This is a genomic window from Shewanella yunxiaonensis (assembly GCF_018223345.1).
In the GTDB taxonomy this organism is placed as follows: Bacteria; Pseudomonadota; Gammaproteobacteria; order Enterobacterales; family Shewanellaceae; genus Shewanella; species Shewanella yunxiaonensis.
On sequence record NZ_CP073587.1, the window covers coordinates 3,293,709 to 3,318,844 of the forward strand.

General features: G+C 50.4%; 18 protein-coding genes. 8 read left to right on the forward strand and 10 right to left on the reverse strand.

Annotated elements, in window-relative coordinates; translation table 11 throughout:
* The first annotated feature begins 12 nt into the window (after positions 1 to 12).
* Positions 13 to 1,224, forward strand: a complete 1,212-nt coding sequence (locus tag KDN34_RS15030; protein WP_212594517.1) for a cation:proton antiporter — start codon at positions 13 to 15, stop codon at positions 1,222 to 1,224.
* 13 nt (positions 1,225 to 1,237) lie between these two features.
* On the opposite strand, the gene KDN34_RS15035 is transcribed toward KDN34_RS15030, so the two are convergent.
* The gene (locus tag KDN34_RS15035; protein ID WP_407695774.1) at positions 1,238 to 3,448 is read right to left on the reverse strand and encodes a S9 family peptidase; all 2,211 of its coding nucleotides are present in this window, start codon (positions 3,446 to 3,448) and stop codon (positions 1,238 to 1,240) included.
* A gap of 201 nt (positions 3,449 to 3,649) precedes the next feature.
* Between KDN34_RS15035 and KDN34_RS15040 the strand changes: the two genes are divergently transcribed.
* From KDN34_RS15040 to KDN34_RS15050, 3 genes are all read left to right on the forward strand, one after another.
* Entirely contained in the window at positions 3,650 to 4,639 is a 990-nt protein-coding gene (locus tag KDN34_RS15040; protein WP_212594519.1) for a class 1 fructose-bisphosphatase, read from the forward strand.
* Positions 4,640 to 4,761: 122 nt separating this feature from the next.
* A complete protein-coding gene (gene ppa, locus KDN34_RS15045) occupies positions 4,762 to 5,295 on the forward strand; it encodes an inorganic diphosphatase (protein ID WP_212594520.1) in 534 nt (177 codons plus the stop codon).
* Positions 5,296 to 5,941: 646 nt separating this feature from the next.
* Entirely contained in the window at positions 5,942 to 6,307 is a 366-nt protein-coding gene (locus KDN34_RS15050) for a hypothetical protein (protein WP_212594521.1), read from the forward strand.
* 427 nt (positions 6,308 to 6,734) lie between these two features.
* Here KDN34_RS15050 and KDN34_RS15055 read toward each other — a convergent pair whose 3' ends face one another.
* The 5 genes from KDN34_RS15055 to KDN34_RS15080 all read right to left on the reverse strand — a co-directional run bounded on the left by KDN34_RS15055 (position 6,735) and on the right by KDN34_RS15080 (position 13,067).
* Positions 6,735 to 7,760, reverse strand: coding sequence for a hypothetical protein (locus KDN34_RS15055; RefSeq protein WP_212594522.1), 1,026 nt, complete (start codon positions 7,758 to 7,760; stop codon positions 6,735 to 6,737).
* Positions 7,761 to 7,911: 151 nt separating this feature from the next.
* Positions 7,912 to 8,517, reverse strand: coding sequence for a hypothetical protein (locus tag KDN34_RS15065; protein ID WP_212594524.1), 606 nt, complete (start codon positions 8,515 to 8,517; stop codon positions 7,912 to 7,914).
* A gap of 1,121 nt (positions 8,518 to 9,638) precedes the next feature.
* Positions 9,639 to 10,286, reverse strand: a complete 648-nt coding sequence (gene ssb / locus KDN34_RS15070; protein WP_212594525.1) for a single-stranded DNA-binding protein — start codon at positions 10,284 to 10,286, stop codon at positions 9,639 to 9,641.
* 36 nt (positions 10,287 to 10,322) lie between these two features.
* Positions 10,323 to 11,690, reverse strand: a complete 1,368-nt coding sequence (locus tag KDN34_RS15075; RefSeq protein ID WP_212594526.1) for an MFS transporter — start codon at positions 11,688 to 11,690, stop codon at positions 10,323 to 10,325.
* Between the two features lie 261 nt (positions 11,691 to 11,951).
* A complete protein-coding gene (locus KDN34_RS15080) occupies positions 11,952 to 13,067 on the reverse strand; it encodes an NADH:flavin oxidoreductase/NADH oxidase (protein ID WP_212594527.1) in 1,116 nt (371 codons plus the stop codon).
* Between the two features lie 108 nt (positions 13,068 to 13,175).
* On the opposite strand from KDN34_RS15080, the gene KDN34_RS15085 reads away from it, so the two are divergent.
* The 3 genes from KDN34_RS15085 (at position 13,176) to KDN34_RS15095 (ending at position 19,186) form a co-directional block, all read left to right on the forward strand.
* Positions 13,176 to 14,072, forward strand: coding sequence for a LysR family transcriptional regulator (locus KDN34_RS15085; RefSeq protein WP_212594528.1), 897 nt, complete (start codon positions 13,176 to 13,178; stop codon positions 14,070 to 14,072).
* Between the two features lie 143 nt (positions 14,073 to 14,215).
* Positions 14,216 to 17,041 carry an excinuclease ABC subunit UvrA gene (gene uvrA / locus KDN34_RS15090; RefSeq protein ID WP_212594529.1) on the forward strand — a complete coding sequence of 942 codons (2,826 nt, stop codon included), beginning with the start codon at positions 14,216 to 14,218 and terminating at the stop codon, positions 17,039 to 17,041.
* A gap of 300 nt (positions 17,042 to 17,341) precedes the next feature.
* Positions 17,342 to 19,186, forward strand: a complete 1,845-nt coding sequence (locus KDN34_RS15095; protein WP_212594530.1) for a DEAD/DEAH box helicase — start codon at positions 17,342 to 17,344, stop codon at positions 19,184 to 19,186.
* Between the two features lie 66 nt (positions 19,187 to 19,252).
* Here the strand turns inward: KDN34_RS15095 and KDN34_RS15100 are convergent, their stop codons facing one another.
* Genes KDN34_RS15100 through slyA form a run of 3 tightly spaced genes read right to left on the reverse strand, consistent with a single transcriptional unit; the run spans position 19,253 to position 21,835 of the window.
* Positions 19,253 to 20,281 (reverse strand): DUF2955 domain-containing protein, encoded by a 1,029-nt coding sequence (locus tag KDN34_RS15100; RefSeq protein WP_212594531.1) that lies wholly within the window; start codon positions 20,279 to 20,281, stop codon positions 19,253 to 19,255.
* A gap of 8 nt (positions 20,282 to 20,289) precedes the next feature.
* Complete coding sequence (locus KDN34_RS15105) at positions 20,290 to 21,348, reverse strand: HlyD family secretion protein (protein WP_212594532.1); 1,059 nt, start codon at positions 21,346 to 21,348, stop codon at positions 20,290 to 20,292.
* Between the two features lie 25 nt (positions 21,349 to 21,373).
* The gene (slyA, locus tag KDN34_RS15110; protein WP_212596681.1) at positions 21,374 to 21,835 is read right to left on the reverse strand and encodes a transcriptional regulator SlyA; all 462 of its coding nucleotides are present in this window, start codon (positions 21,833 to 21,835) and stop codon (positions 21,374 to 21,376) included.
* A 218-nt stretch (positions 21,836 to 22,053) separates the two neighbouring features.
* Here slyA and KDN34_RS15115 point away from each other — a divergent pair, with 218 nt between their 5' ends.
* Positions 22,054 to 23,964, forward strand: a complete 1,911-nt coding sequence (locus tag KDN34_RS15115) for a methyl-accepting chemotaxis protein (RefSeq protein ID WP_456114991.1) — start codon at positions 22,054 to 22,056, stop codon at positions 23,962 to 23,964.
* Positions 23,965 to 24,023: 59 nt separating this feature from the next.
* Here the strand turns inward: KDN34_RS15115 and metF are convergent, their stop codons facing one another.
* Complete coding sequence (gene metF, locus KDN34_RS15120) at positions 24,024 to 24,926, reverse strand: methylenetetrahydrofolate reductase (protein WP_212594533.1); 903 nt, start codon at positions 24,924 to 24,926, stop codon at positions 24,024 to 24,026.
* Positions 24,927 to 25,136 lie beyond the last annotated feature (210 nt).

The following is a 25,136-nucleotide window of genomic DNA, read 5'->3' on the forward strand; positions in this document are numbered from 1 at the left end:
CGGGGGCAGAACGTGCCGATAGATGACCTTTTAATCGCGCTGTTTTTGATCCTACTGCTGTCCAGACTGCTCGGAGAGGGGTGTCAGCGACTCGGATGGCCGGTGGTCGTCGGCGAAATTGCCGCCGGGGTCATCCTTGGGCCATCATTACTGGGATGGCTGCATCCCAATCAGGTGCTGGCTAACATCGCCGAATTAGGCATCATCCTGCTGTTATTTAGCATCGGCACTGAAACCTCTATTAAACGGCTTTACCATGCGGGCTCACAGGTATTATTGGTGGCAATCAGTGGCATTGTACTGCCGATGCTATTCACTGGTGTGGTGGCCTATTTCTGGCTGCAGCTATCGCCGTTTGCGGCCTTGTTTTATGGCTGTGCACTGACCGCCACCAGCATCGGGGTGTCGCTGCGAGTCCTGAAAGATGCCGGACAACAGCAACAACACAGCAGTCAGGTGGTACTCGGTGCAGCCGTCGCCGACGATATTGCCGGAGTAGTCTTGCTGAGTTTGCTCTACAACTTTGCCAATGAAGGCAGTATTGCCCCGCTACAACTACTGAAACTGATCGTTACCCTACTGGCCTTTTTAATCTTGGCCCCACCTTTGGGGCGATTGATGATTTACCTGCTACGTTTTGCCAGCGGCCATGCCCAAAATGAAGGTTACGAGGCAGTGGTGATGCTGACATTTATCTGTTTGTTTGCCTGGCTGGCCGATGCCGCCGGAGCGCCCGCATTGCTCGGTGGCTTTTCGGCGGGGCTGGCATTATCCCGCCAATTTACCTGGCCGTGGCGACGCTATCTGCAAAACCCCTTTTCCTTTACCAATAAGCTGGAACATGCCATGCGACCGTTGACGGAGGTGCTGGCACCGGTGTTTTTTGTCTATGTCGGGATCAGTCTCGATCTCAGTCAATTACAGTTCAATGCCAGTAATTTGCTGTTACTGCTGCTGATTGTTGTGTTAGCGTTCGCCGGTAAACTATTAGCAGGCTTGCCAGTGCAAGGCCCCTGGCGCGACAAATGGTTAGTCGGCTGTGCAATGGTGCCGCGAGGAGAAGTTGGATTGGTGTTTGCGCAGATTGGGCAACAACTGCAAATCATTCCGGCAGAGGTGTTTACTGGCTTGGTACTGGTGATTGCCATCACCACTTTATTGGGGCCGCTGCTATTGAAAGCCCTGTTGCCCCACGGCACGGTGGCAAAAAAAACGCCGCAGTAGCGGCGTTTGTCAGTTATTGCATCTTAAACTGCCGTTCCAGATAGTCTGTCAGCGATTTATACAGGTGGGTTTTCACCTTATTGCCGCGCATCGAGTGCTTGGCGCCAGGATAGTTAATCATCTCAAATAACTTGCCATCGTCCTGCAACGCCTTATAAACGCGGGTACTGTTTTCAAACAGTACGTTGTCATCCGCCATGCCATGGTACATCAGCAGTCCACTCTGATAGCTACCGATGTAAGGCAGCACACTGCTTAAGCGATAACCTTCGGCATTATCATGCGGATTTGCCAGATAGCGTTCGGTGTAATGCGTGTCATACAGTGACCAGTCGGTGACCGGTGCCCCGCTGATCGCGACTTTAAAATAATCCGGTGCTTTAAACTTGCACATCAGCGCCATATAACCGCCATAGCTGTGACCATAAATAGCAATTTTGTCGGCATCCACCCATGGCAAAGTCCGTAGATACTCCACACCCTGTTGCTGATCCGCAACTTCGGCAACCCCAAGTTGTTTGTAGATCACCTGTTCAAAGCGCAGCCCCCGATGACCGGAACCCCGGTTATCCAACTGAAATACCGCAAACCCTTGCTGCAACAGATATTGGGTAAAATAGTCCTGACTGTTCCAGCTGTTAACCACCAGTTGTGCGTGCGGACCACCATACACCCGCACCAACACCGGATATTTTTTATGGCTATCAAAGTTAACCGGTTTAAACAGCCGATAGTGCAACGTCTGCCCATCTTCTGCGGTTAACGTACCAAATTCAGGTAGCTGCCACAGACCCGCATATTGATATAAGGGATGTCCTGGTTTGACCGCATTTTCCTCCACCCACGCCAGACGCTTACCATCGGCATCATGCAAACTCACCTGTGGTGGTTGCGCCAGTGAGTCGAAGTAATCCAGATAGACAGATTTATTGTCGGCAAATACCGCTTCATGCATCCCATGCCGTTGGGAAAGTCGGGTTAGCTCGCTGCCATCAACACGCACTTTATACAGCTGTTTCTCAATGTCGCTATCTTTGCGGCCGGTGAAATACACCCAGCCCTGTTGTTCATCCACATGGCGGATACTATCCACTGCCCAGTTACCGTGAGTCAGTTGTTGTTTCACCTTGCCATCCGCAGCGAACAGATAAATATGATTAAAACCGCTGCGCTCAGAGGTCCACAAAAAACCACCCTGCTTGAGGAAATGCAGATCTTTATTGAGATTGATCCAGATATTGTTGCGTTCGGCGACCAGGGTTGTTGGGGCCTGATCAGAGTGCACATCAACAACGCGCAGATCCAACTGCTGCTGATTACGACTCTGCCACTGGAACGACAGATGACGACTGTCCGGCAGCCACTTCACCCGCGGCAGATAAAAGTCGGTGTCGTTACCGAGGTCGACCCATTTGACAGATTGCTGTGGTAGCGAAATCACGCCGAGCTTGATCTGCACATTAGCAGTACCCGCCGCCGGATAACGTTGCTGTGTCAGTTTGATACCATCCGCATAAATTTCGTTACGGGTAACTTCCTCCACCGGCGATTCATCCACCCGGTTAAACGCAATCGCTGATTCGTCCGGCGCCCACCAATAGCCGGTCATGCGCCCCATCTCTTCTTGCGCCACAAACTCCGCCATACCATTTTTAATGACGCCGCCACCGTCTTTGGTGAGTTGTGTGAGCTTATCGTTCGCCAGTGTCAGCATCCACAGATTCTGACCAGCAACAAAGCTGACATAGTGTCCTTTGGGCGACAGCTTGGCATCGGTGGCAAACCCCGCCCCCGTAGGCAACAAGCGCACCTGAGCGTCGGCCAGGGTGTAGTAATAGAGTTTACCGGATGAAGGGATCAGCAGTGCTTTACCGTCATCAGCCCAGGCGTACTCCATAATGCCCTCACCAAAAATTCGTTGCCGTTCGCGGCGCGCTTTTTCTTCATCAGACAATTCGCCCTGTTGCAGTTTGGACGCATCCAGCAACATGCTGACTTTGCCGCTGGCGACATCCATTTGCCACAAGTCATAAAAGTGCAGATTGTCCTTGCGCCCCACCAAAAAGGTGGCACGGGAACCATCAGGGGAAAGTTTCAGTTCACGCGGGCTGCTGCCAGCCAGATCGGGCGAGCCATAGAGTCGTTCAACAGTGAGTGGCGCAGTGCCGCCGTTTAGGGTTTGCGCAAAGCTGGCCGCGCTGCCAAGTGAAAGTGGGATTGCCATAAGTAGAGAGTAGATCCAGTGTCGGGTCATTTATTGTTATTCCATCATTTGTTTATCAGAAACCGCCTGATAACTTCAGCAGTCCATTCTGCCTTATTTCCTCAGTGTTAAACAAACCTCCATGCAATCGCTGAAAGCTGCAGATTTTTGCGCTATCATTGGCGCCCAGGATCGGCTCCCGAATTCACATAAGGAAACAGCATGCAAACCCTGGCTCAAACCCTAGCCAATCAAGCTATTCCGGCATCGCTGGCGCAACTGCTCCAGACCCTCGCCTCGACCTCTGTCGCTATCAGTAACGCCGTACGCCGTGGCGCACTGGCGGGCGTGCTCGGCAGCACTGACCACGAAAACGTGCAGGGTGAAACCCAGAAAAAACTGGACGTGATCACCAATGAGATGCTGAAAGATGCACTGCGTGCCGATGGCACGGTGCGGGCGCTGGCATCCGAAGAGGAAGATTTTCCGGTCGTGCTCGGCGAGCACGGTGATTATCTGGTGTGTTTTGATCCACTGGATGGTTCTTCCAATATCGACATCAATTCGCTGGTAGGTACGATCTTTTCGGTATTGCCAGCACCACAAGGTGACGTGAGTGAGCAGAGTTTTCTGCAAAGTGGTCGCCATCAGGTTGCCGCCGGTTATGTGTTATATGGCCCAGCGACCATGCTGGCGCTGACCACAGGTCAAGGGGTGCAGCTGTATACTCTGGACCCACAAAGCGGTGAATACCTACTGACCAACCCTGCGGTCAGCATTCCCAAAGACACTGCCGAGTTTGCCATTAATATGTCTAACCAGCAGTTTTGGGAAGCGCCAATGCAGACGTATATTGGCGACCTGCTGCTGGGTAAAATCGGCCCGCGTGAAAAGTCTTTCAATATGCGCTGGATTGCCGCCATGGTTGGGGATGTACACCGAGTGCTGAGTCGCGGCGGGATTTTCACTTACCCCACTGACAACAAAAATCCGCAAAAGCCTTACAAACTGCGCCTGATGTACGAAGCCAACCCCATGTCATTACTGGTGGAGCAGGCTGGCGGTAAATCCAGTACCGGTTATCAGGACATTCTGGACATTCAACCAGCAGCGATTCATCAACGGGTAGCGGTCATTCTGGGTTCTGCTAACGAAGTCGCGACTTGCCTGGAATACCATGCTGTCGACTATAGCGATGAGCCAGAGCTGTAATTGCTAAACACCGGGCGGTTTGCCAGCGTTGGCAAGCCGCCAAATCGCGTTATAATAGCCGCCACATGACGCTAATCCCGGCGATGCCGCCAAGATTCCACTGAAAGTGAAAGGATAAATAAATGAGCTTACTTGCTGTGCCTGCGGGCAAATCCCTGCCAGACGATATCTATGTCGTGATCGAAATTCCTCAGAACCACGATCCCATCAAGTACGAAGTGGACAAGGATACCGGTGCCCTGTTTGTGGACCGCATGATGACTGCCCCAATGTTTTACCCATGCAACTACGGTTACGTGAACCAGACCCTGAGCCTAGACGGTGACCCAGTTGACGTACTGGTGCCAACGCAATACCCACTGCAGCCAGGTAGCGTGATCCGCTGCCGTCCAGTGGGTGTATTGAAGATGACTGACGAATCTGGCGAAGATGCCAAAATCGTGGCCGTACCACACGACAAAGTCTCTAAAGAATACAAACATATTCAGGACGTAAACGATCTGCCAACTCTGCTGAAAGCTCAGATCAAACAGTTCTTTGAACACTACAAAGATCTGGAAGAAGGCAAGTGGGTGAAAGTTGACGGTTGGGAAGATGCCGCTTCTGCCCGCGCTGAAATCCTGTCTAGCGCAGCGCGTTATAACGAAGGTAAATAAACCTTCGCTATTATTTCTGAAAAGCCCGCAAACGCGGGCTTTTTTGTTGCCGTTTAGCAACGGGGTTACGACAAACCAAGCTGCGCTTGGCAGAAGCTATCACTTCGTGATTGCAAACTGCGTTTGCGAAAGTCGTGAGCTTTCGCGCTCACACTGCGGCCAAGGGGCGATGCTCGTCCCTCACCCCTTGGAACCTCGAGAACGCCCCACGGCGCAAAACACTACGGTGCTTCTGGTTTGCCATTTTCGCAAATCGCCGCCAACTCGGAATCCATTCCTCGGAGCGGCTTCTTCGGCATCCATGCCTCGATAGTTCAATGGCTGCCCAACGCACCTGCGTAGCGCCAAGGGGAATTGGTGTTGCCTGGCGGTGTGATATTCATACAGCACTCTTTGTGCTTGAAAGATTTTTATACCAAATCGTTTGCAACGAACTTAAGGTTTACGTTGCGCGACAATTTTGATCTCTCGCAATGTGAAAATTTCTAAAATGTTCATAATATTTTATCTAACAAGACCTTAAAAAATCTTGCTAATTAAGATTTAAATGCAAAGTATGGGTAATACTTTGTTATGTGAATCTTTCTACACTGTATATTTACTTTTATTGTTAGTTTTATATCAAGTTTCTAATTTAAGGAAAAATATGAAAACTTTTGGTTTTGCAATTGCTTCTGTATTATCAGTTGTTGGTATTTCATTTGTCGTTCTTTTATTACATGCCGATATTGGTGATGTAATGTTTGCCATGCTAAGCGGCAGTTTTGCTGCGATGCTAATGTCTGTTGCCTGTGTTTTTAAAAATATAGAACCGCAAAAAATATCACAAATGATGTTATTCTCGATTATTGCATCTGCAGCCACATGGCTTATAGCAACGATTACATTAAAAATAACTACAATATCTTTATTTAATACAACCGCCTTAGCTTTTGATTTAATCATTGGAATGATTGGTTCCATCGCCACCTATTGCTATTTATTAGATGAATTTACCGCTAACAAGGAATAATTGAAAAATTAACATCTTCTGGTCGTGGAACTGCTCGTTCCACACCAGAGGACAAGGGGATTGGACGGCCTCATCCCCTTGTCAAACCCCATACCGCCCCACGGCGCAAAACGCTCCGGGCTTATGGTTGGCCATTTTCACAAATCGCCGCCAACTCGGAATCCATTCCTCGGCGCGGCTTCTTCGGCATCCATGCCTCGATTGCTCAATGGCTGCCCAACGCACCTGCGCAGCGCCAAGGGGAATCAGTATCGCCTGAATATCACTTGTTCGAACAAGTTTTGGACATAAACGTGATAGACCTTTTGCTCTAATTAGTCTATTTCGGATTAAAATTTCTATGGCTTAACGCTCGCTTAAATGGCGAGCAACTTGTTGCGAGTCCAGTGCGCGTAGCGCACGATGTTTGAAGCGTTTGTTATGTGATTTAGTAATGCTCATTTGCTTTGAAACCGTACTTTTTCTCTGCAAACAAGATAAATTCACCAATTCCTTTTTCGATCGCTTCAAGTATATGTATATAACCCTCTTTGGTGAGTGTTCGGTCAATGGCAAAGTGATGAACGATACCATGTCGGTATTGAATTATGTCAGATATACGATTCTCTAAGAAAGTAACTGAATTTCCGATCTTTTTCTTTTTATATAAAATCTTCCTTACATCTATATCAAGCCAGTCTTTATAGGCTTTATTAAGCTGATTTAGATTTTGAAATGTGTAATTTCTCGCTATAACATTTTCGACAGTAGCTTCTTTACGCTCCACCTCTAACAGAGTTTCAAAATCTAACTTCTGTTTGTGAACGCTTCGCTTATCTAGCGCAATCGGATCATATTTAATGAGAATCTGGAAGGCTTGGGAGAAAAAATATTCAAACATCGATACCGCAAATGGAACTAATCCGTTATAAAGGACTCGGCTTGGATCTAAAGTTTGTGTGAACTTCACGAAATCATCGACCTCCCCATCATCAGGGACAGGAATTTTCATTGAGGGATCAGGTAAAGAGTGACGAACCGCCGAGATCTCTTGCCGAACATGGCTATGAATTGAAGAAATGCCCCGACTGATTGGAGTGCTGTTATCCTCCCATAAAGGAGCATACCTGTTAGTGCCATAATCCCCTTGAATTGTGCCACCGAATAGCTTTCTAGCTCCTCTCAGAACATCATTAAGCATCTTTACGTCGTGCCAACTAGCGCTATATAAGTTACGCACATGCAATGCCCACTCATTGCCTGTGATTTTCAGCTCATCTTCCCGTACCGGATATATATCGGCTGAAACACCGTCTATAGATTTGAAGTCTTCGTAGTCAAACCAAGAGTAGTTAAGAGTACCTTTAGGCCAATCCCAAAAATGACCGCATTTCTCGAAGCCGAGATTTTCCAGGTAGTTCTTTAAGTCATTTTTTGTTGCTTTCTTTGGGTATAAAGTTACGTCCCTTCCCATTTGGCTTAGTCCTCAGCTAGACTCTGATTTCATATAACGCCCAGTTAAGGTGTGAGCGACGCAATACCGAAGCTCCCGCATACCACCTTAAACACTAAACGCAACGCATAGTGAAAATGCCACGCGTTTCGAATCACTCTTAAACAGTTTGTTAGGGCTTTTTGGTTGCAGACAGTTGCTCAACTCGCTGATTTATAAATATATAAAGGTTTGATGAGAACATACCCACTGCTATCGCAACAAGCGCCATAGTATAAAAACTGCTCTCAGTTTGCATGGTAATTGTTGATGCAACACCTTGCTTTTCTAAATGCGGCGCTACTATAGCTAAAATCACGCCACTTTTAATTCCTACCCATGAAAACATTGCCATTAATCCTGAGGAAACAACTAATACGCCATGCTGTCCCCCTTTGACTCCCGCCATTAAAATTCGAGCAATAGCACCTAAAGATCCCAAAAAGAAAGGGATGACTAAGAGCACTATCGCATTAAATGCTTGGTTGATTAATACAAAGGTCTCTTTATCTATTTCATAGATACCGGGGTTTCGCAACGAGGCAAACATGAGTATTGAAAATGCAAACATGAATGTAAAAACCAAGTACATACTTTTCCTGAACTCCCTCTGCCGAGCATCATATTTTTCTCGGTCAAAGTGAATGTGTACAGTTTCTGAATTTGATGATTCGAGTTCCGTTTCTTTTTTTTGACTTTCGATATTTGGCATCTCAGTCACTTTGTTTTCTATAGTCATAAGTACTCATATCGATAATGGGCATAGCCCTAAAATCATAACGCAACGGCGCGGTTTTCCGTGTCCGTTGCCGTGGCTTGTTTTGTGAGTGACAGATTACGTAGGAGGTGCGCATGATGATGGGCTATTTGACTTCCTTGTATCTGAACTCTCCGTATTCCGCCAACCTTGAGAATGTTTGTTCCTCACTTGAAGCTGGCTGGCGGTGGCTGCGTGCAAGCTCGCTTCATCTGCGACGCTAACGCTTCAAGCGTGCCTGAAAAAATCAAACTTCGCTAGACGGATTTGCGATATTAAAATAGGCTGTAATAATATACAGTATTTTATCGCTAACCTATTGTAATGGCGGCACAAAACATTTTATTAGTGCGCATGCGCATTTACCTTGTTGGACCAGTAAAAACGCGCACAGTTAACTATCTGTATACAAAGAACTTATCAGCATTCTGTTAAATATACTATCTGGAAAAACGCGCATGCGCGTTTTCCAAACCTATTATCTTACCCACAGTCTTTGTAATTACATGATTTTAATGATATTTATTCATGTTGAAATGTGAAAACGCGCACGAAGTTGGGATAAAAATCGCCATGATTTCAATATGACTGTATGCCTGTCCAGCTTTTAGGCATTTCAAAGAAGGACAACATTTGAGTGAAATTGATGAAAATTTCTAGGCGAGAAAGTCTGCGTTTGACTGCACCACAGACAACGAATCAACTCACTTTGGGGCAAAAATGTGTTAACCCGAAAATACAGACAACACCAGTTCCCCTTCGGCACTGCCGAGGATGTTTAGACAATGGTGTAGCTAAGGCAAGGATGCCGAAGCGCGAAGGTTGAGCATCGCGAATGAGACAATGTCTCAAGTTTGTGAGCGCGAGGTGGGGATAGCTTTCAAGGATAGAAAACCGTGAATCCTGAGAGTCGCCATTTTCACCATAAAGCTGAGGACCTTTCAGCGCCGTGGGGGTTCCAAGGGGCGTAAGATGAGCATTGCCCCTTGACCGCAGTGTGAGCGCGAAAGCTCACGACTTTCCAATTTTGTTTAACCCAATAAAAAAGTCACTGCATTGCAGTGACTTTCCCATCAACCCTGAAAGGTGACAATCCCCTTATTTCAGAACGGGATATCATCATCCCAGCCATCATCCAGATCTGGAGTGTAGTTCTGTTGTGGCTGCTGCGGTTGCTGTTGTGGTTTCTGCTGCGGCTGCGGCGCTGGGCGCTGCTGTGACTGCGGCTTATTAGGCGCATAACCACTATTTTGCTGTGGCTGATAAGCTGGCGCAGCCTGCTGCGGTGCATATTGCTGCTGTGGTTGCTGTTGTGGTGCAGCGTACTGGTTGCCACCCTGAGGTGCACCAAAATTACCACCGCCCATGTTGCCACCCTGCATTGGTGCGCCACCCTGATTCTGTGGGCGACCACCGAGCATCTGCATGCTGCCTTGCATATCGACCACGATCTCAGTGGTATAACGCTCCTGACCACTCTGATCTTTCCACTTACGGGTCTGCAAACGGCCTTCCAGATAAACCTGAGAACCTTTGCGCAGATATTCACCTGCCACTTCAGCCAGCTTGCCGAAAATTACCACACGGTGCCACTCGGTGCGTTCCTGCTGTTGTCCCTGCTGATCCTTCCAGGTATCACTGGTCGCGACGGTGATATTTGCCACAGCATTGCCGTTTGGCATATAGCGCACCTCTGGGTCCTGCCCCAGATTGCCCACCAGAATTACCTTATTAACACCACGACTGGCCATGAAAATCTCCTGCGATTCTTAATCTTTACGTTGAGCTTAATTGGAAGAGCCTAGCACAGCTCGCGCCGCCGTTAAATCGAATTGATCGTTCACTTTGAGGTAGGCAACCTTTTCCTCAAGCACGACAATAGCTTCGGCTACACCTTCCAATTGTGACAGCTTGGCGGCCATCTGTTGTGCCTGTTCACGGCCCTGTACCGCGGCTTCCAACGTGTAACTCTTGAGGATTTTTGGATTTTTCATGCCAAAGGTAAGGCCAAGCCACACCAACATCAGCACCACGGCGACGATAAATACGCCAGTAGATCCCAACAGCTGATAAGCCCCGCCGCCGAACAGACCACCACAGAAAGCCCCTAAAAACTGGCTGGTAGAATAGACGCCCATGGCCGAGCCTTTAGCGCCCATTGGGCAGAACTTGGAGATCAAGCTTGGTAACGACGCTTCCAGATAGTTGAAGCCGGTAAAGAATCCGATAATGGCAATGCTCAAGGCGACCAGACTGTGCGGCAGTGAAGCCATCAGGCACAAGGCGATGACCATGATCACCAAGGCAATCTGGAACATCTGTTTGGTATTTTGCCGTTTCACGCCAACGATGATCATCGGCACCATTAACATAAAGGAACCGACAAATGCCGGGAAATACAGCATCCAGTGTTTCTCTTTCACCAGTCCGGCATCAACCAGATCCAGTGGCAGCGCCACAAACACGGCGGTCAGCACTAGGTGCAACAAGAAGATACCAGCATCAAGACGGAACAACTGCGGATCTTTAAGCATTTGCAGCAGCTTGCCGGTTTGCGCCAGCGTGTCTCCGGCAGGCGCATGCCGCACCGGATTGGGCACTAATAGCTGCATGATCACCATGCCGACAATCGCCAGCACACCAGTAAGCGCGAATAAACCGCTAAGTCCCAGATGTTGTGCCACTACCGGCCCCACCAACAAGGCCACAGCAAAGGAACCACCGATACACATGCCGATGATTGCCATGACTTTGGTGCGCTGTTCGTCGCGAGTCAGATCAGCAGCCAGTGCCAGCACCGCGGCGGCAATCGCGCCCATGCCTTGTATCGCACGACCAGCGACAACGCCATAGATGCTGGTAGACATTGCCGCCACCACGCTACCGATAGCGAATAATACCAGGCCACCGAGGATCACCGGCTTGCGGCCGATTTTATCGGACAGAATCCCCATTGGGATCTGCAACAGTGCCTGGGTCAGACCGTAGGCACCAATGGCGATACCTACCCATAGTGGAGAAAATCCTTGCAGATGTTGTCCGTATAACGCGAACACCGGCATGATCATAAATAAGCCCAGCATGCGTAATCCAAATACGCCGGCTAGGGAGAAGGCGACTCTTTTCTCAGTTCCGGAAAGTCCAGCATTGGCCATGTAGTTGTTGCCCTGAGTTCAGTTTTATTTAAGGAAACGCAGTTTAACACGAAGCCTTTTTTTCACCCAAAGGGAAATCCCCCTGCGTGGGATCATCATTCAAAGACTGAAGATAAATTAGCGACATATCAAAAACATAGTGGGATTAAATTGCGTTAATGTTACCAATGACAGCAAAGTCGCAGTACTAGGCTGATTTTATGAGCAAAAGCGCTGGGTTATAAACAAAACACCCGCTAAGTAGCGGGTGTTGGTGACAACTTATTGTGCCGAACCAGTGCCTGGACCACGGTAACGTGACAACCAGTAAGCGTATTGATCCGGCAATACTGACGCTGGTTTTTCGATCCCCAGGGCTTGGGCAATCTGCATCGGATAATGCGGATTGGCAAGATGGGCACGCCCGATCATCGCCAGTTCAATCTGCTTATCAGCGATCGCTTTTTCAGCGGTGCGCGGATCATCAATACACCAGCTAGTGGCGACCGGCAGTTCGGCTTCACGTCCGACCTTGGCAGCAATCGGGACCATAAAACCCGACGCCCAAGGGACTTTGGCATTCTGAGTTGAGAAGCCCATGCTGACGTTCAGCATATCCAAACCCGCATGTTTGAACTGACGCACCAACTCAATAGATTCCGCCAAGGTTTCTTCGTCATGACCATCAAACTCGATCACGCCAAAACGCGCCGTCAACGGCAGATGCTCAGGCCAGACTTGGCGCACCGCTTGTAGAGTTTCCAGCAGGAAGCGACTACGACCAGCAAAATTCCCCCCGTAGGCATCGGTGCGTTGATTGGCTGCACGGGAGAAAAAGCTTTGTGCCAGATAGCCGTGGGCAAAATGCAGTTCCAGCCATTCAAAACCGGCCGCTAATGCTCGCTGGGCCGCGGCGACAAAGTCCGCTTGTACCCGTTGAATATCGGCAACAGTCATCGCCTTCGGCACCTTGGGCAAGCCGCCGCCAAAAGCGATGGCTGACGGAGCAATGGTATCCCAGCCGTTGGGCTGATCAGATGGGATATGGTCATCACCTTCCCATGGACGATTGGCGCTGGCTTTACGGCCAGCATGACCTATCTGAATACCGGGCACGGCACCGCCGGCTTTAATGGCCCTGGCAACACGCGCCATGCCCTGGATCTGGCCATCTTCCCATAAACCAGTACAGGCTGGGGTAATGCGGCCTTCAGGCGACACGCCGGTGGCTTCAACAATGACCAGTCCAGCGCCACCACGGGCAATCGATGCGTAATGTGCTTCGTGCCAGTCAGTGGTGTAACCGTTGACAGCGCTGTACTGACACATAGGCGGCACAGCAATGCGGTTGCGCAGTGTCACCCCTTTAAGGGTATAAGGCGTAAAAATTGCGGTCATAATTACCTCATCAACTCGTGCAATATGAACAATATGATTGCCACAGTCTAAGTAGTTGCAACTATAATTTGAACCAACATGTAATTATGGTTTTGATAATTTTTACTTATGATTAATCCGCAGTGGCTGCAAACTTTTACGGTACTGAGTGAAATGAAAAACTTCACCCGCACCGCCGAACGGCTCGGAATTACGCAGGCAGCGGTCAGCCAGCAAATGCGACTGTTAGAACAGCAATTCGGCCACTTACTGGCACGCCGTGGCCGCGAGATGGCGCTGACCCCAGCTGGGGTGGCACTGCTGCAATATCAACGAGAAGTAGAGAACGCTGAAAACCGTCTGCAAATGCGTTTAACCGAAGCGGAAGCCACCTGCGGCGACGTTGGCATTGTCTCCCCCGGCAGCATCGGTCTGCGTTTGTATCCGTTACTGTTAGAGTTACAACAGCAACATGCCGGACTGGTGCTCCGTCACCGCTTTGCGCCCGATCCTGAAGTACTGGAAGTGGTGCTCAGTAATAAATACGAGCTGGGTTTAACCAGTACCAAACCGGATGATCCGCGCCTCAGCGCCAGCCGTTTTACCGAAGAACCATTGGAACTGGTTATCCCTGCCGACAAAACGGTGGATAGCTGGCAGGATTTAATGCAGCTGGGTTTTATCGACCATCCTGATGGCAGGGCAATGGCGACTCGGCTGTTAAGTCGCTGCTTTCCGGGCAATCCTGGTATTAGCAGTTTACCCATCACCGGCTTCAGCAATCAGGTCAGCCTGCTACTAGAACCGGTGGCCAGAGGCTTAGGATTCACTGTGTTACCGCACTTCGCGCGAATATCATTCGCCAAACAACCGGCCATCAAGGTAGTAGAAACGCCGGTAGCTGTGGTTGATACCCTGTGGCTAATCCACCGCCAGGAATGGCCGTTGTCGAGCCGTGCCGAAAAAGTCGTGGCGTACCTGCGACAAGCACTTTGCGGTTCCGTTAACACTACGGAACCAACCTAGAAAACCCCTAATTCATCAGGGTTTTATTGTCATCGCACGGTGCTTTACACGCAGGTTAAAAAGCTGACAATCACTAGGAGTCGACGGTAATTTATGCGATACTGATCGTCTTTTTCTTCGGTCAGCAATCAGCAATTTCAGAGATGGATAAGATAGAAATCCGCGGTGCTCGCACCCATAACCTGAAAAATATCAATCTCACGATTCCCCGGGATAAATTGATTGTTATCACTGGGTTATCTGGCTCCGGTAAGTCCTCGCTGGCGTTTGATACGCTCTATGCAGAAGGCCAACGCCGTTATGTGGAATCCCTGTCAGCGTACGCGCGCCAGTTCCTGAGTCTGATGGAAAAGCCCGATGTGGATCATATCGAAGGGCTGAGCCCGGCGATCTCCATTGAGCAGAAATCTACCTCGCATAACCCGCGCTCTACCGTCGGTACCATTACCGAAGTGTACGATTACCTGCGCTTGCTTTATGCGCGTGTTGGCGAACCACGGTGTCCTACCCATGGCGAGCCACTGGCGGCACAAACGGTGAGTCAGATGGTGGATCAGGTGCTGGCGTTGCCCGAAGGCGAACGCATGATGCTGCTGGCGCCGGTGGTGCAAGCTCGTAAAGGTGAGCACGTCAAACTGCTGCAGAATCTGGCGGCCCAGGGCTATATCCGCGCCCGTATTGATGGTGAAGTCTGTGATCTTTCCGATCCACCAGAGCTGGAACTGCAAATAAAACACACCATCGAAGTGGTAGTAGACCGCTTCAAAGTGCGTGCCGATCTGCAACAGCGGCTGGCCGAGTCCTTTGAAACCGCGCTGGAACTCTCAGGCGGCATTGCCACAGTTGTCAGCATGGATCACACCGATGCGGCGCCGCTGCTGTTCTCGGCTAACTTCGCCTGTAGCCAGTGTGGTTACTCCATGGCGGAGCTGGAACCGCGACTGTTCTCTTTCAACAATCCCGCCGGTGCCTGTCCGACCTGTGATGGTCTGGGCGTACAGCAATTTTTTGATCCGGACCGGGTCGTCACTAACGATGAACTGTCGCTGGCCGGCGGCGCTATCCGTGGCTGGGATCGACGTAACTTTTATTACTTCCAGATGCTGACTTCTCTGGCAGAGCACTATCATTTCAAAGTGGAAACCCCATTTTGCGAGTTGACCGACAAAGTCCGCGATATTGTGCTTTATGGCTCCGGAGACGAGAAAATTGCCTTCCGCTATATCAATGATCGTGGCGATGTGGTGATACGCAACCATCCATTTGAAGGCATCCTCAACAACATGGACCGCCGCTACCGCGAGACCGAATCCAATGCGGTGCGTGAAGAGTTGGCAAAATACATCAGTAACCGTCCGTGTAAAACCTGTGGCGGCTCGCGTTTGCGTGAAGAAGCACGCAATGTGTTTATTGGTGATGTCAGCCTGCCGCAACTGACCGACTGGTCTATCGGCCATGCCAGCCGTTACTTTGCCGAACTGAAATTTGATGGTCAGAAAGCTCAAATCGCCGAAAAAGTGCTGAAAGAGATCCATGACCGCCTGGGCTTTCTGGTGAATGTTGGCCTGAACTATCTGTCACTGTCACGCTCTGCAGACACGCTTTCGGGCGGTGAAGCGCAGCGTATTCGACTGGCCAGTCAGATTGGTGCCGGTCTGGTAGGCGTAATGTATGTGCTGGATGAACCGTCTATTGGCTTACATCAGCGCGATAACGAGCGACTGCTGAGCACCCTGACCCATCTGCGCGATCTCGGTAACACTGTGATTGTGGTAGAACACGACGAAGATGCTATCCGCTGCGCCGATTACATTGTGGACATCGGTCCCGGTGCCGGCGTGCATGGCGGCGAAGTGATCTGCGCTGGTGACCTCGGCACTATCATGCAATGTGAGCAGTCACTTACCGGACAATACCTTTCAGGCAAGCAGACTATTACGGTACCTGGGCCGCGCACCGTGTGTGACCCGAATAAAATGATCAAGCTGTATGGTGCCCGTGGCAATAACCTCAAAAATGTTAATCTGGAGATCCCGATTGGCTTGCTGACCTGCATCACCGGGGTGTCTGGTTCTGGGAAATCGACGCTGATCAACGATACTTTTTTCCGTATCGCCCATAAGATGCTGAACGGTGCCACGGTCAACGAACCGGCACCTTATGATCGCGTCGAAGGCATGGAACTCTGCGACAAAGTCGTGGATATCGACCAGAGCCCGATTGGCCGGACACCGCGTTCTAATCCGGCGACTTACACTGGCATTTTCACTCCCATCCGCGAGCTGTTTTCCGGCACGCAGGAAGCCCGGACCCGCGGTTATCAGCCGGGTCGTTTCTCCTTTAACGTGAAGGGTGGTCGCTGTGAAGCCTGTCAGGGTGACGGCTTAATTAAGGTGGAGATGCACTTTCTGCCAGATGTTTATGTGCCCTGTGACGTCTGTAAAGGCAAACGTTACAACCGCGAAACGCTGGAAGTGAAATACAAGGGCAAAAGCATTCACGAAGTGCTGAATATGACGGTAGAGGAAGCCCGTACTTTCTTTGATGCCGTGCCAGCCATTGCCCGTAAACTGCAAACGCTGATGGACGTCGGATTGTCTTATGTGCAGCTTGGACAAAGTGCCACCACCTTGTCGGGCGGTGAAGCGCAGCGGGTGAAGTTAGCCAAAGAGTTGTCAAAACGCGACACCGGCCAGACCCTGTACATTCTGGACGAACCCACCACCGGCCTGCATTTTGCGGATATTCAGATGCTACTGGACGTACTGCATAAGCTGAAAGCCCAGGGCAATACCATTGTGGTGATTGAGCACAATCTGGACGTGATTAAAACAGCTGACTGGATTGTTGACTTAGGGCCAGAAGGCGGCTCAGGCGGCGGCACCATTCTGGTAGCCGGCACCCCGGAACAGGTGGCCGAACATGCGGAATCACATACCGCGCGCTTCCTCAAGGCACTGCTGAAATAGTTCGCAAGAAGACCACAAAGGGCCCAAATTTAGGGCCTTTTGTTTTGATCACAAGGTGTTCATGCGTCCCGCGATTATCAGCATTGCGGCATCGAGATTGCAAAGTGTTAACGTGGAACAAGTATTATTTTTCTACAGACTTGTGACGAAATTACACTATACTTTTCGAACAGCGCTGGATATTTGTTGCGCATAGCGTTATAATCCGCCGCTTTTAAAATGGGAAGTCAACGCGGGGTTGATTTTCCTGCTGTAAAATTCTTTTTTGCGTTTTCAACGCACCCACAAGGCTACAATTCAATGTCATCCAGTGAACTGACTTTCCGTGAACTCGGGCTTTCCGAGGAGTTGCTGCGCGCCCTGAACGAACTGGGCTACGAGCATCCAACCCCTATCCAGGCCGCCAGTATCGTGCCGCTGATGGAGGGTAAAGATATTCTGGGCCAGGCTCAGACAGGGACCGGTAAAACCGGCGCTTTTGCTTTACCGTTACTTAACGCCATTGACCATAAATTCAATGCCCCGCAAATTCTGGTATTGGCGCCAACCCGGGAACTGGCCGTACAGGTCGCAGAAGCGTTCACCAGCTATGCCAAATACCTCAAAGGGTTCCATGTACTGCCTATTTATGGCGGTCAGAGCATGCATCAGCAGTTGCAAGCACTGCGCCGTGGGCCACAGGTAATAGTCGGTACACCGGGTCGTGTGATGGACCATATGCGTCGTGGCACGTTGAAACTGGACACCATCAAGGCGCTGGTGCTGGATGAAGCCGATGAAATGCTGAAAATGGGCTTCATCGATGACATCGAATGGATCTTGGATCAGACTCCAGATGACCGCCAATTAGCCCTGTTCTCAGCGACCATGCCAGAACAGATCAAGCGCGTTGCCAACAAGCATCTGGCAAGCCCAATCAATATCAGTATCGCCGCTAGTCATGCGACGGTTGACTCTATTGAACAGCGCTTTATTCAGGTGTCACAGCACAATAAGCTGGAAGCGCTAGTGCGGGTGCTGGAAGTGGAAAACACCGAAGGCATTATTATCTTCGTGCGTACCCGTAACTCCTGTGTTGAGCTGGCTGAAAAGCTGGATGCGCGTGGTTATGCCTGTTCGCCGCTGCATGGTGATATGAACCAGCAGGCGCGTGAACGTGCGGTTGACCAGTTGAAGAATGGCAAGCTGGATATTCTGATCGCCACTGACGTCGCCGCTCGCGGTCTTGACGTAGAACGTATCGGCCATGTGATCAACTACGATATTCCTTACGATACTGAAGCCTATGTACACCGTATTGGTCGTACTGGTCGTGCCGGCCGCAGCGGTATGGCAATCCTGTTTGTGACCAGTCGTGAAATGCGCATGCTGCGTATGATTGAAAAGGCCACTAACAGCCGTATTTCGCCAATGAAAGTGCCAAGCCCAGAAACTGTGGCAGAACGTCGTCTGTCGCGTTTAGGTGATCAAGTTGCCGAAGTCATCAATAGCCAACAGTTAGACTTCATGAAAGGTGCAGTGGCACAGCTGTGTCAGCAACTGGAAGTCGATACGGATATTCTCGCTGCCGCACTGTTGTATCAGGTACAGCAAGAACGTCCGCTGCAACTGCCAGCCATGCAGGAGCGTCAGCGCGATGTGCAGGACAGCAAATTCCAGAGCGGTGATGACCGCAGCAGCCGTCGCCGTCAAAGCAGCCGAGCCACACCTGGCGATCTTGGCAGCGCCGAAGAACTGAAAGACAATCCAGATATCAAGATGTGCCGCTATATGCTGGAAGTTGGCCGTGATCACGGTGTAGGTGTGGGTAACATCGTGGGCGCCATTGCTAACGAGGCAAATATTGACAGCCGTTATATTGGTCAGATCCAGCTGCTGGATCAGATCAGTACGATAGATCTGCCTGCGGGGATGCCAAAAGATATTCTGATGCATCTGAAAAAAGTGCGCGTCTGTGGTCGTCCAATCAATATCAAAGAAGTTGGCACACAGCTCGATAGTGGCAAAGAGCAGAGCAAACCGCGTCGTAGCCGCAAGCAGGAAGATGAAGGTCATGCGGATCGTGAACGCAGTCCACGTACCGAACGTAGCAAGCCACGCTTTGAAGGCGAACGTCGTCCGAAACGTCGTGAACGCAAAGAGTAATTACCGCTACTACTGATAAAAAAGGAGCTGCAAGGCTCCTTTTTTATGCTTCATTGGCGAGTTGTGTTAAGACCCAAAACGGGTGGACTCAAAGCTATTCAGTAATCGGTGGATCATATAACAGATGCATAAGGTACCGACGATAGCCCCCATAATGCTGCTAACACGATAAAGTGCGCTGAAAACCAGGTCATTGCCGGGGGCGAGATACTGCCCGAATAAAATGCCCAAGGTGGTCATCGCACCAAAACCGACCCCTGAACCAGAGGCCTCTTTTACATGTGCCTGGGCAAACAGCATAGTGCCAAGCCACAATAATGGCGCCACCAGCAGCAATAATCCGGACCAATCGTACAGCAGTAACTGCACTGACAAACCGTAGAACACCCCAAGAATGGTGCCCATCGCCCGCTTTTTCGCATAACCGAGCGCACCGTTCCAATGCATCGGAAATAGCAGCAGCAAAGTCGTCGCCTGGGCGGATAATGAGTCCTTCAAATCAAACAGCTGAAACACCAGGAATGAAATGGTCGCCATACTAGCACCTAGCAGCGCTTCATGACGCATTCGATGTGGCTGTTTCGGTTCTGCCACATGACTGGCTCGCGGCTCGACATCTGGGAAAACTGCCTTCATCAGATAAGCAATTAATACCGATAAGGCACAGGCAATCAGGTTACTGCAGATTAAATCATTCAGGTCAGTAGCGGGATAACTAGCAAAATGCAGCATAATGCTGAGGTTGATGACCCCATTGGCGCCAAACAGAAACAAACTGCCTTTCGACATACAGGCAAAGCGATACAAAAACAGCAAAAAGACCAATGGTGTCATCAGTCCAATATGACCGCCAAACAGACCACCGATAATGCCGACTTCCAGGCCACATAGCACGCCGGCCGCCAACAATTGCCGGGCGGCATGACCGTTCATGGTCGGCACTAACCCTAGTAGCAGCATCGGAGTGACGACATAGAACACCCCATAATTCCAATTCATCGCTTTACAGATCAGAAAACCGATAGTGGCCCCGGTCGCAACCCGCAAACACTGACGCAAGTCATTGGTGGTCAATGGCTTATTACGCAACAACATCGTCAGCCTCAGTAGATGTAATGCAGCAAGCTGATGAATTTGATCTGCAGATGCGCCAGAAATCGCAGCACCCCGTGCTCCGGCAACAGCTGTACCGTGGCTCGCGCACCTGCCGCCAGGCGCAGTTTATCGTTGTGGCTCAAGTCCAGATGTAAGCGTAAACGCTGGGCGTCGCGGACCCAACGATCTGACTCGGTAGGGGTGGCTAGCGAGCCGTCAGCAACAAACTGACCAGCGCTGACCCCCGCGTCAATGCTGCTGACAGTAGCGTTGTATAATTGACCGGGTTCGCCATCAAATGCCACCCAGGCTTCACTGCCAGGGCGAATATCTTTGAGGGTCTTTTCGCGAAAATCGGCAATGATATCGGTCTGTTGAGACACCAGCGCCAACACTGGGTTGGCATTACTGACCACACTGCCCTGCTGCAATTGCAGGTTGGTCACCACGCCATCTTCTGCGGCAGTGACTCGTGTGTAGGCCAGATTCAATGTCGCCGTCGCCAGTTGGTTCTGTGCCTGACGTAATTTCAGATTCTGCTCACCGGGCAACCCACGCGAGACCTTAAGTTTGGACAACTGAGCATTCGCTGATGCCAGTGTTGCCATCTCAGTACGTACGGTGGTTTCAGCCTGCTCCAGACTCTGGCGCGAAACGCTATGATCGTTAAACAGCGAGGCCAAACGTTTGGCTTCACGCTGTGCCTGGGCTAACGCTACGTCACTGGCAGTCACACTCGCGGTTGCCGCGGCTATCGAGGCATCCAGTTCAGCGTTGTCTTGTTTGGCCTGCTCGACGGCCAGTTGCGCTTGTTCCAGCGCCAATTGATAGGGTTGCGGATCAATCACAAACAACAGGTCGCCTTTTTTTACCTGCTGGTTATTCGTCACCGCCACCTGAACCACTTTACCCCCGACCTGCGGTGCTACTTTGGTCACCAAATGCGTCGCCATGGCCTGTGGCGTCAGTGGAATTTTCAAATCCGCCAGCATGAAATAGGCGAAAGTAAGGCCAAACCCGAACATGGAAAATTTAATCATGCGGGCAAACTCTTGGTCCGGCGTCATAAAACTGGAAACTCTCCTGAATCTGTTATTTTTTAGCAGCTAATTTTCGCTGGGCATTAGCGGTGATGCGTTGCAAGGTCTGTTCAAATTGCGCCAGTTCGGCTTCGCTGATGCCATCGAGCAAATCCAGCCGGACTTGCACAATCAGCGTTTCCATTTGGCTCAATATTTGTCGCCCACTGTCGGTCAGCCAGACGATGCGCGCGCGTTTATCCTGATTGCAACAGTAGCGGCAGATCAGTTGCTGCTGCTCCAGTTGTGCCAAGGTTCGCATCAAGGATGGCAGTTCAATCTCCAGCGCCTCCGCCAGCGCTTTTTGACTCACACCATCGCCCATACGCCGTAACTTCCACAAGGCGGTCCAGCGAGGATGAGTCAGCCCCAGCGGCACCAGTTCGGTGTCAGCCACCATGCGCCATAACCGGTGGCTACGGCCAAGATGCTCTGCCAGTGACAGTTCGCGCAGCTGATCGAGCTTTTTATCCATCATGCATCTCTAATTAATTAGCAGGCGAAGCATTATATTTATTTAGCAGGCTAAGTAAATCCCTGTCACGAAATAATCCGAAAGAGTGATCCACCGCTTAAATTCAACAATGGTTAATATGTTCATCTTAAAAACTTTTCGTTTCACACACTTGCGCAAACTTGCGGTAACTATAATTGGCGCTTATCTGACAAAGGATTGGTATTCGGAGGTTAGTTGTGTTTTCCAAACTTAAAGTGGGAACCCGCATTATTCTCGGGGTATGCGTGATGTTGGTGGTGGTAATGACGTTTATCATGCCAATGGTGTTGTCCCAATTTACAGCACAGGTCGCGCAATCAGAGCAACGTGAATTGCAGAAGTTGTATCAAACAGCCGTGGCAGAAATTCAGGGGGCGGGCAAATTGGCAGAAGCGCTTGCCACTGTGGTTGCCCATACGCCGGAAATGCAGGCGGAATTTGCTGCGGGCCAACGACAACAACTCAACGAACGTAGTCAGTTGATATTCAAGCCATTAAAGCAGAACTTTGCCGTACAGCAGTTTCAATTTCACACCCCACCTGCAATTTCGTTTTTACGCGTGCACAAACCAGAAAAGTTCGGCGATGATCTGTCTTCTTTTCGTGAAACTGTAGTGCAAACCAATAATACCCAGCAGCCGCTCATGGGGCTGGAAAAAGGTGTTGCCGGCCTCGGCATCCGCGGCTTAGCCCCTGTCAGTTATCAGGGTAAGCACATTGGCTCAGTCGAATTTGGCATGTCATTCGGCCAGCCATTTTTTGAGGAATTTAAACAGAACTATCAGGCCGAAGTCGCGTTGCTGATCCCGACGGATCAAGGCTTCAAACGTTTTGGCGGCACCTTCGAGTTACCGCAGTTTCAGAATAGTGCGCTACTCACCCGAGTGATGCAGGGACAAGCACAAAATTTCAAGGAAGCCAGTAACGGCATCAGCCATGCCATCTATCTGCATCAGATACAGGACTTTTCCGGTAAAGCCATTGGGGTACTGGCGATCGGGATGGATCGCAGTGATACCGAACAGGCATTATGGAATATCAATCTTAAGTTGGCGGGCATTGGGCTGCTCGCATTACTGATTGGCACGCTGATAGCGGTACTTATCGCACGCAGTATTACCGGCCCCATTGGCGAAGCGACCCGAGCCATGAACAATATCGCCGAAGGTGAAGGCGACCTGACCCAACGGATCAAAGTCCACAGCAAAGATGAAATTGCCGAACTGGCACAGGCGTTTAACCGCTTTGCCAGCAAAATTCACGGGACTATGCAAAGCGTGGCACAGGTGACTGAATCACTGGCAACCTCGGCAGAAGAGATGTCTGGCATTACCGGCAATAGCCGCCGCAGTGCCGACCAGCAGCAGCGAGAAACCGAACAGGTCGCGACTGCCATGAATGAAATGGCCGCAACCGTACAGGAAGTGGCACATAATGCCACCGATGCCGCCACCGCCGCCGAACAGGCAGACAGCGCCAGTGATGCCGGTAAACAGGTCGTGCAGCAGGTGGTGCAACAGATTGATGGTCTGGCAAAGGAAATCAATAACGCTGTTGATACTATCGATAAATTGGCACAAAACAGTCAGGCCATCGATACCGTGCTGGAAGTGATCCGTAACATTGCTGAACAGACAAATCTGTTGGCACTGAATGCAGCCATTGAGGCCGCGCGTGCCGGCGAACAGGGCCGAGGCTTTGCGGTAGTGGCCGATGAAGTACGGTCACTGGCGAGCCGTACCCAGGCATCTACGGCGGAAATTCAACACATCATCGAGCAGTTGCAACAAGGAGCTCGCTCTGCCGTCAGCGTGATGGAAAAGAGCAATCAAACCACCGCACATTGTGTACAGGAAGCCAATAACGCCGGGAAAGCATTGGAACAGATCCGCTCCGCCGTTTCGACCATTACCCAAATGAACATCCAGATCGCCAGTGCAGCCAATCAACAGGTGGCCGTCTCGGCGGAAATTAACCGCAATGTCAGCAATATCAATGATGCCGTCGCCCACAACAGCGACAGCTCAGCTCAGATTGCTGAAGCTAGTGGGGAATTGGCCACCCTATCTGGTCGTTTGCAACAATTGTTGGGGCAATTCCGCCTGTAGCTGATGTCAATAACAGCAAAAAGCCTGCATCAGCAGGCTTTTTTGTAGCACATTATCAACTATTCAGCGGCGCTGGCTTTTGGCCGCACGCCCAGAATATGACAGATGGCGTAGGTTAATTCAGCCCGGTTCAGCGTGTAGAAATGGAAGTCCTTGACACCTTCTCGAGACAACACTTTTACCATATCAATAGCAACGCTGGCACCGACTAAGGAACGAGTAGAAGGATCTTCATCCAACCCTTCAAACTGCTGATGCAACCATCCCGGCAGATTAACGTTGGTCATACCGGCAAAACGCTTCAATTGCTTGAAGTTGGTGACAGGTAAAATCCCGGGCACGATTTCGACATCAATACCGGCCGCCACGCAGCGGTCACGAAAACGCAGATACGCTTCTATATCAAAGAAAAACTGAGTGATAGCGCGGTTGGCACCGGCGTCAATCTTACGCTTGAGGTTGACCAGATCGGCTTGAGCATTAGCCGCTTCTGGGTGTACTTCCGGATAAGCAGCAACCGAGATATCAAAGTCTGCCACGCTACGCAGCAACCGCACCAGATCGGCAGCAAATCGTGTTGGCTTGGGGCTGCCTTCAGGCAAGTCTCCACGCAACGCCACTATATTGCGAATGCCGCTATTCCAGTAGTGCTTTGCTAATTGCAGTAATTCTTCATCACTGGCATCCACCAATGTCAGATGGGGCGCGGCCACCAGATCGGTTTCTTTCTGGATACGTTCGATGACCCCATGGGTGCGATCGCGTACCCCAGAGTTTGCACCGTAGGTGACCGATACAAACTTAGGCTGTAACGGTTGCAGGCGCTGAATGGAGTTCCACAACAAGGTTTCCATTTCCGGCGTGGCAGGCGGAAAAAATTCAAAGGAAACATTGATATCGCCATTAAGCTCGGCAAGGCTCTGGTTCAAGGAGCTGGCGTACTGCGCGTGGTGAAAAGCCATCGAAAATCTTCCTCAAGTTTATCTATCTGGACGTTTGGACGTCTATATGGCTGTATACTAGAGATTCTGTGTTCGAAGTCAAGCCTAAAGATCGTCGCAACTGACAGAAAAGCCATCAGCATTGTGGATCCTATAATTTTAGTTTGGGCTTTACTGCCAATTGAAAAATTCCGCAAGTTAAGTGCCCCGATGCCGAGATGCAGGGAAAAA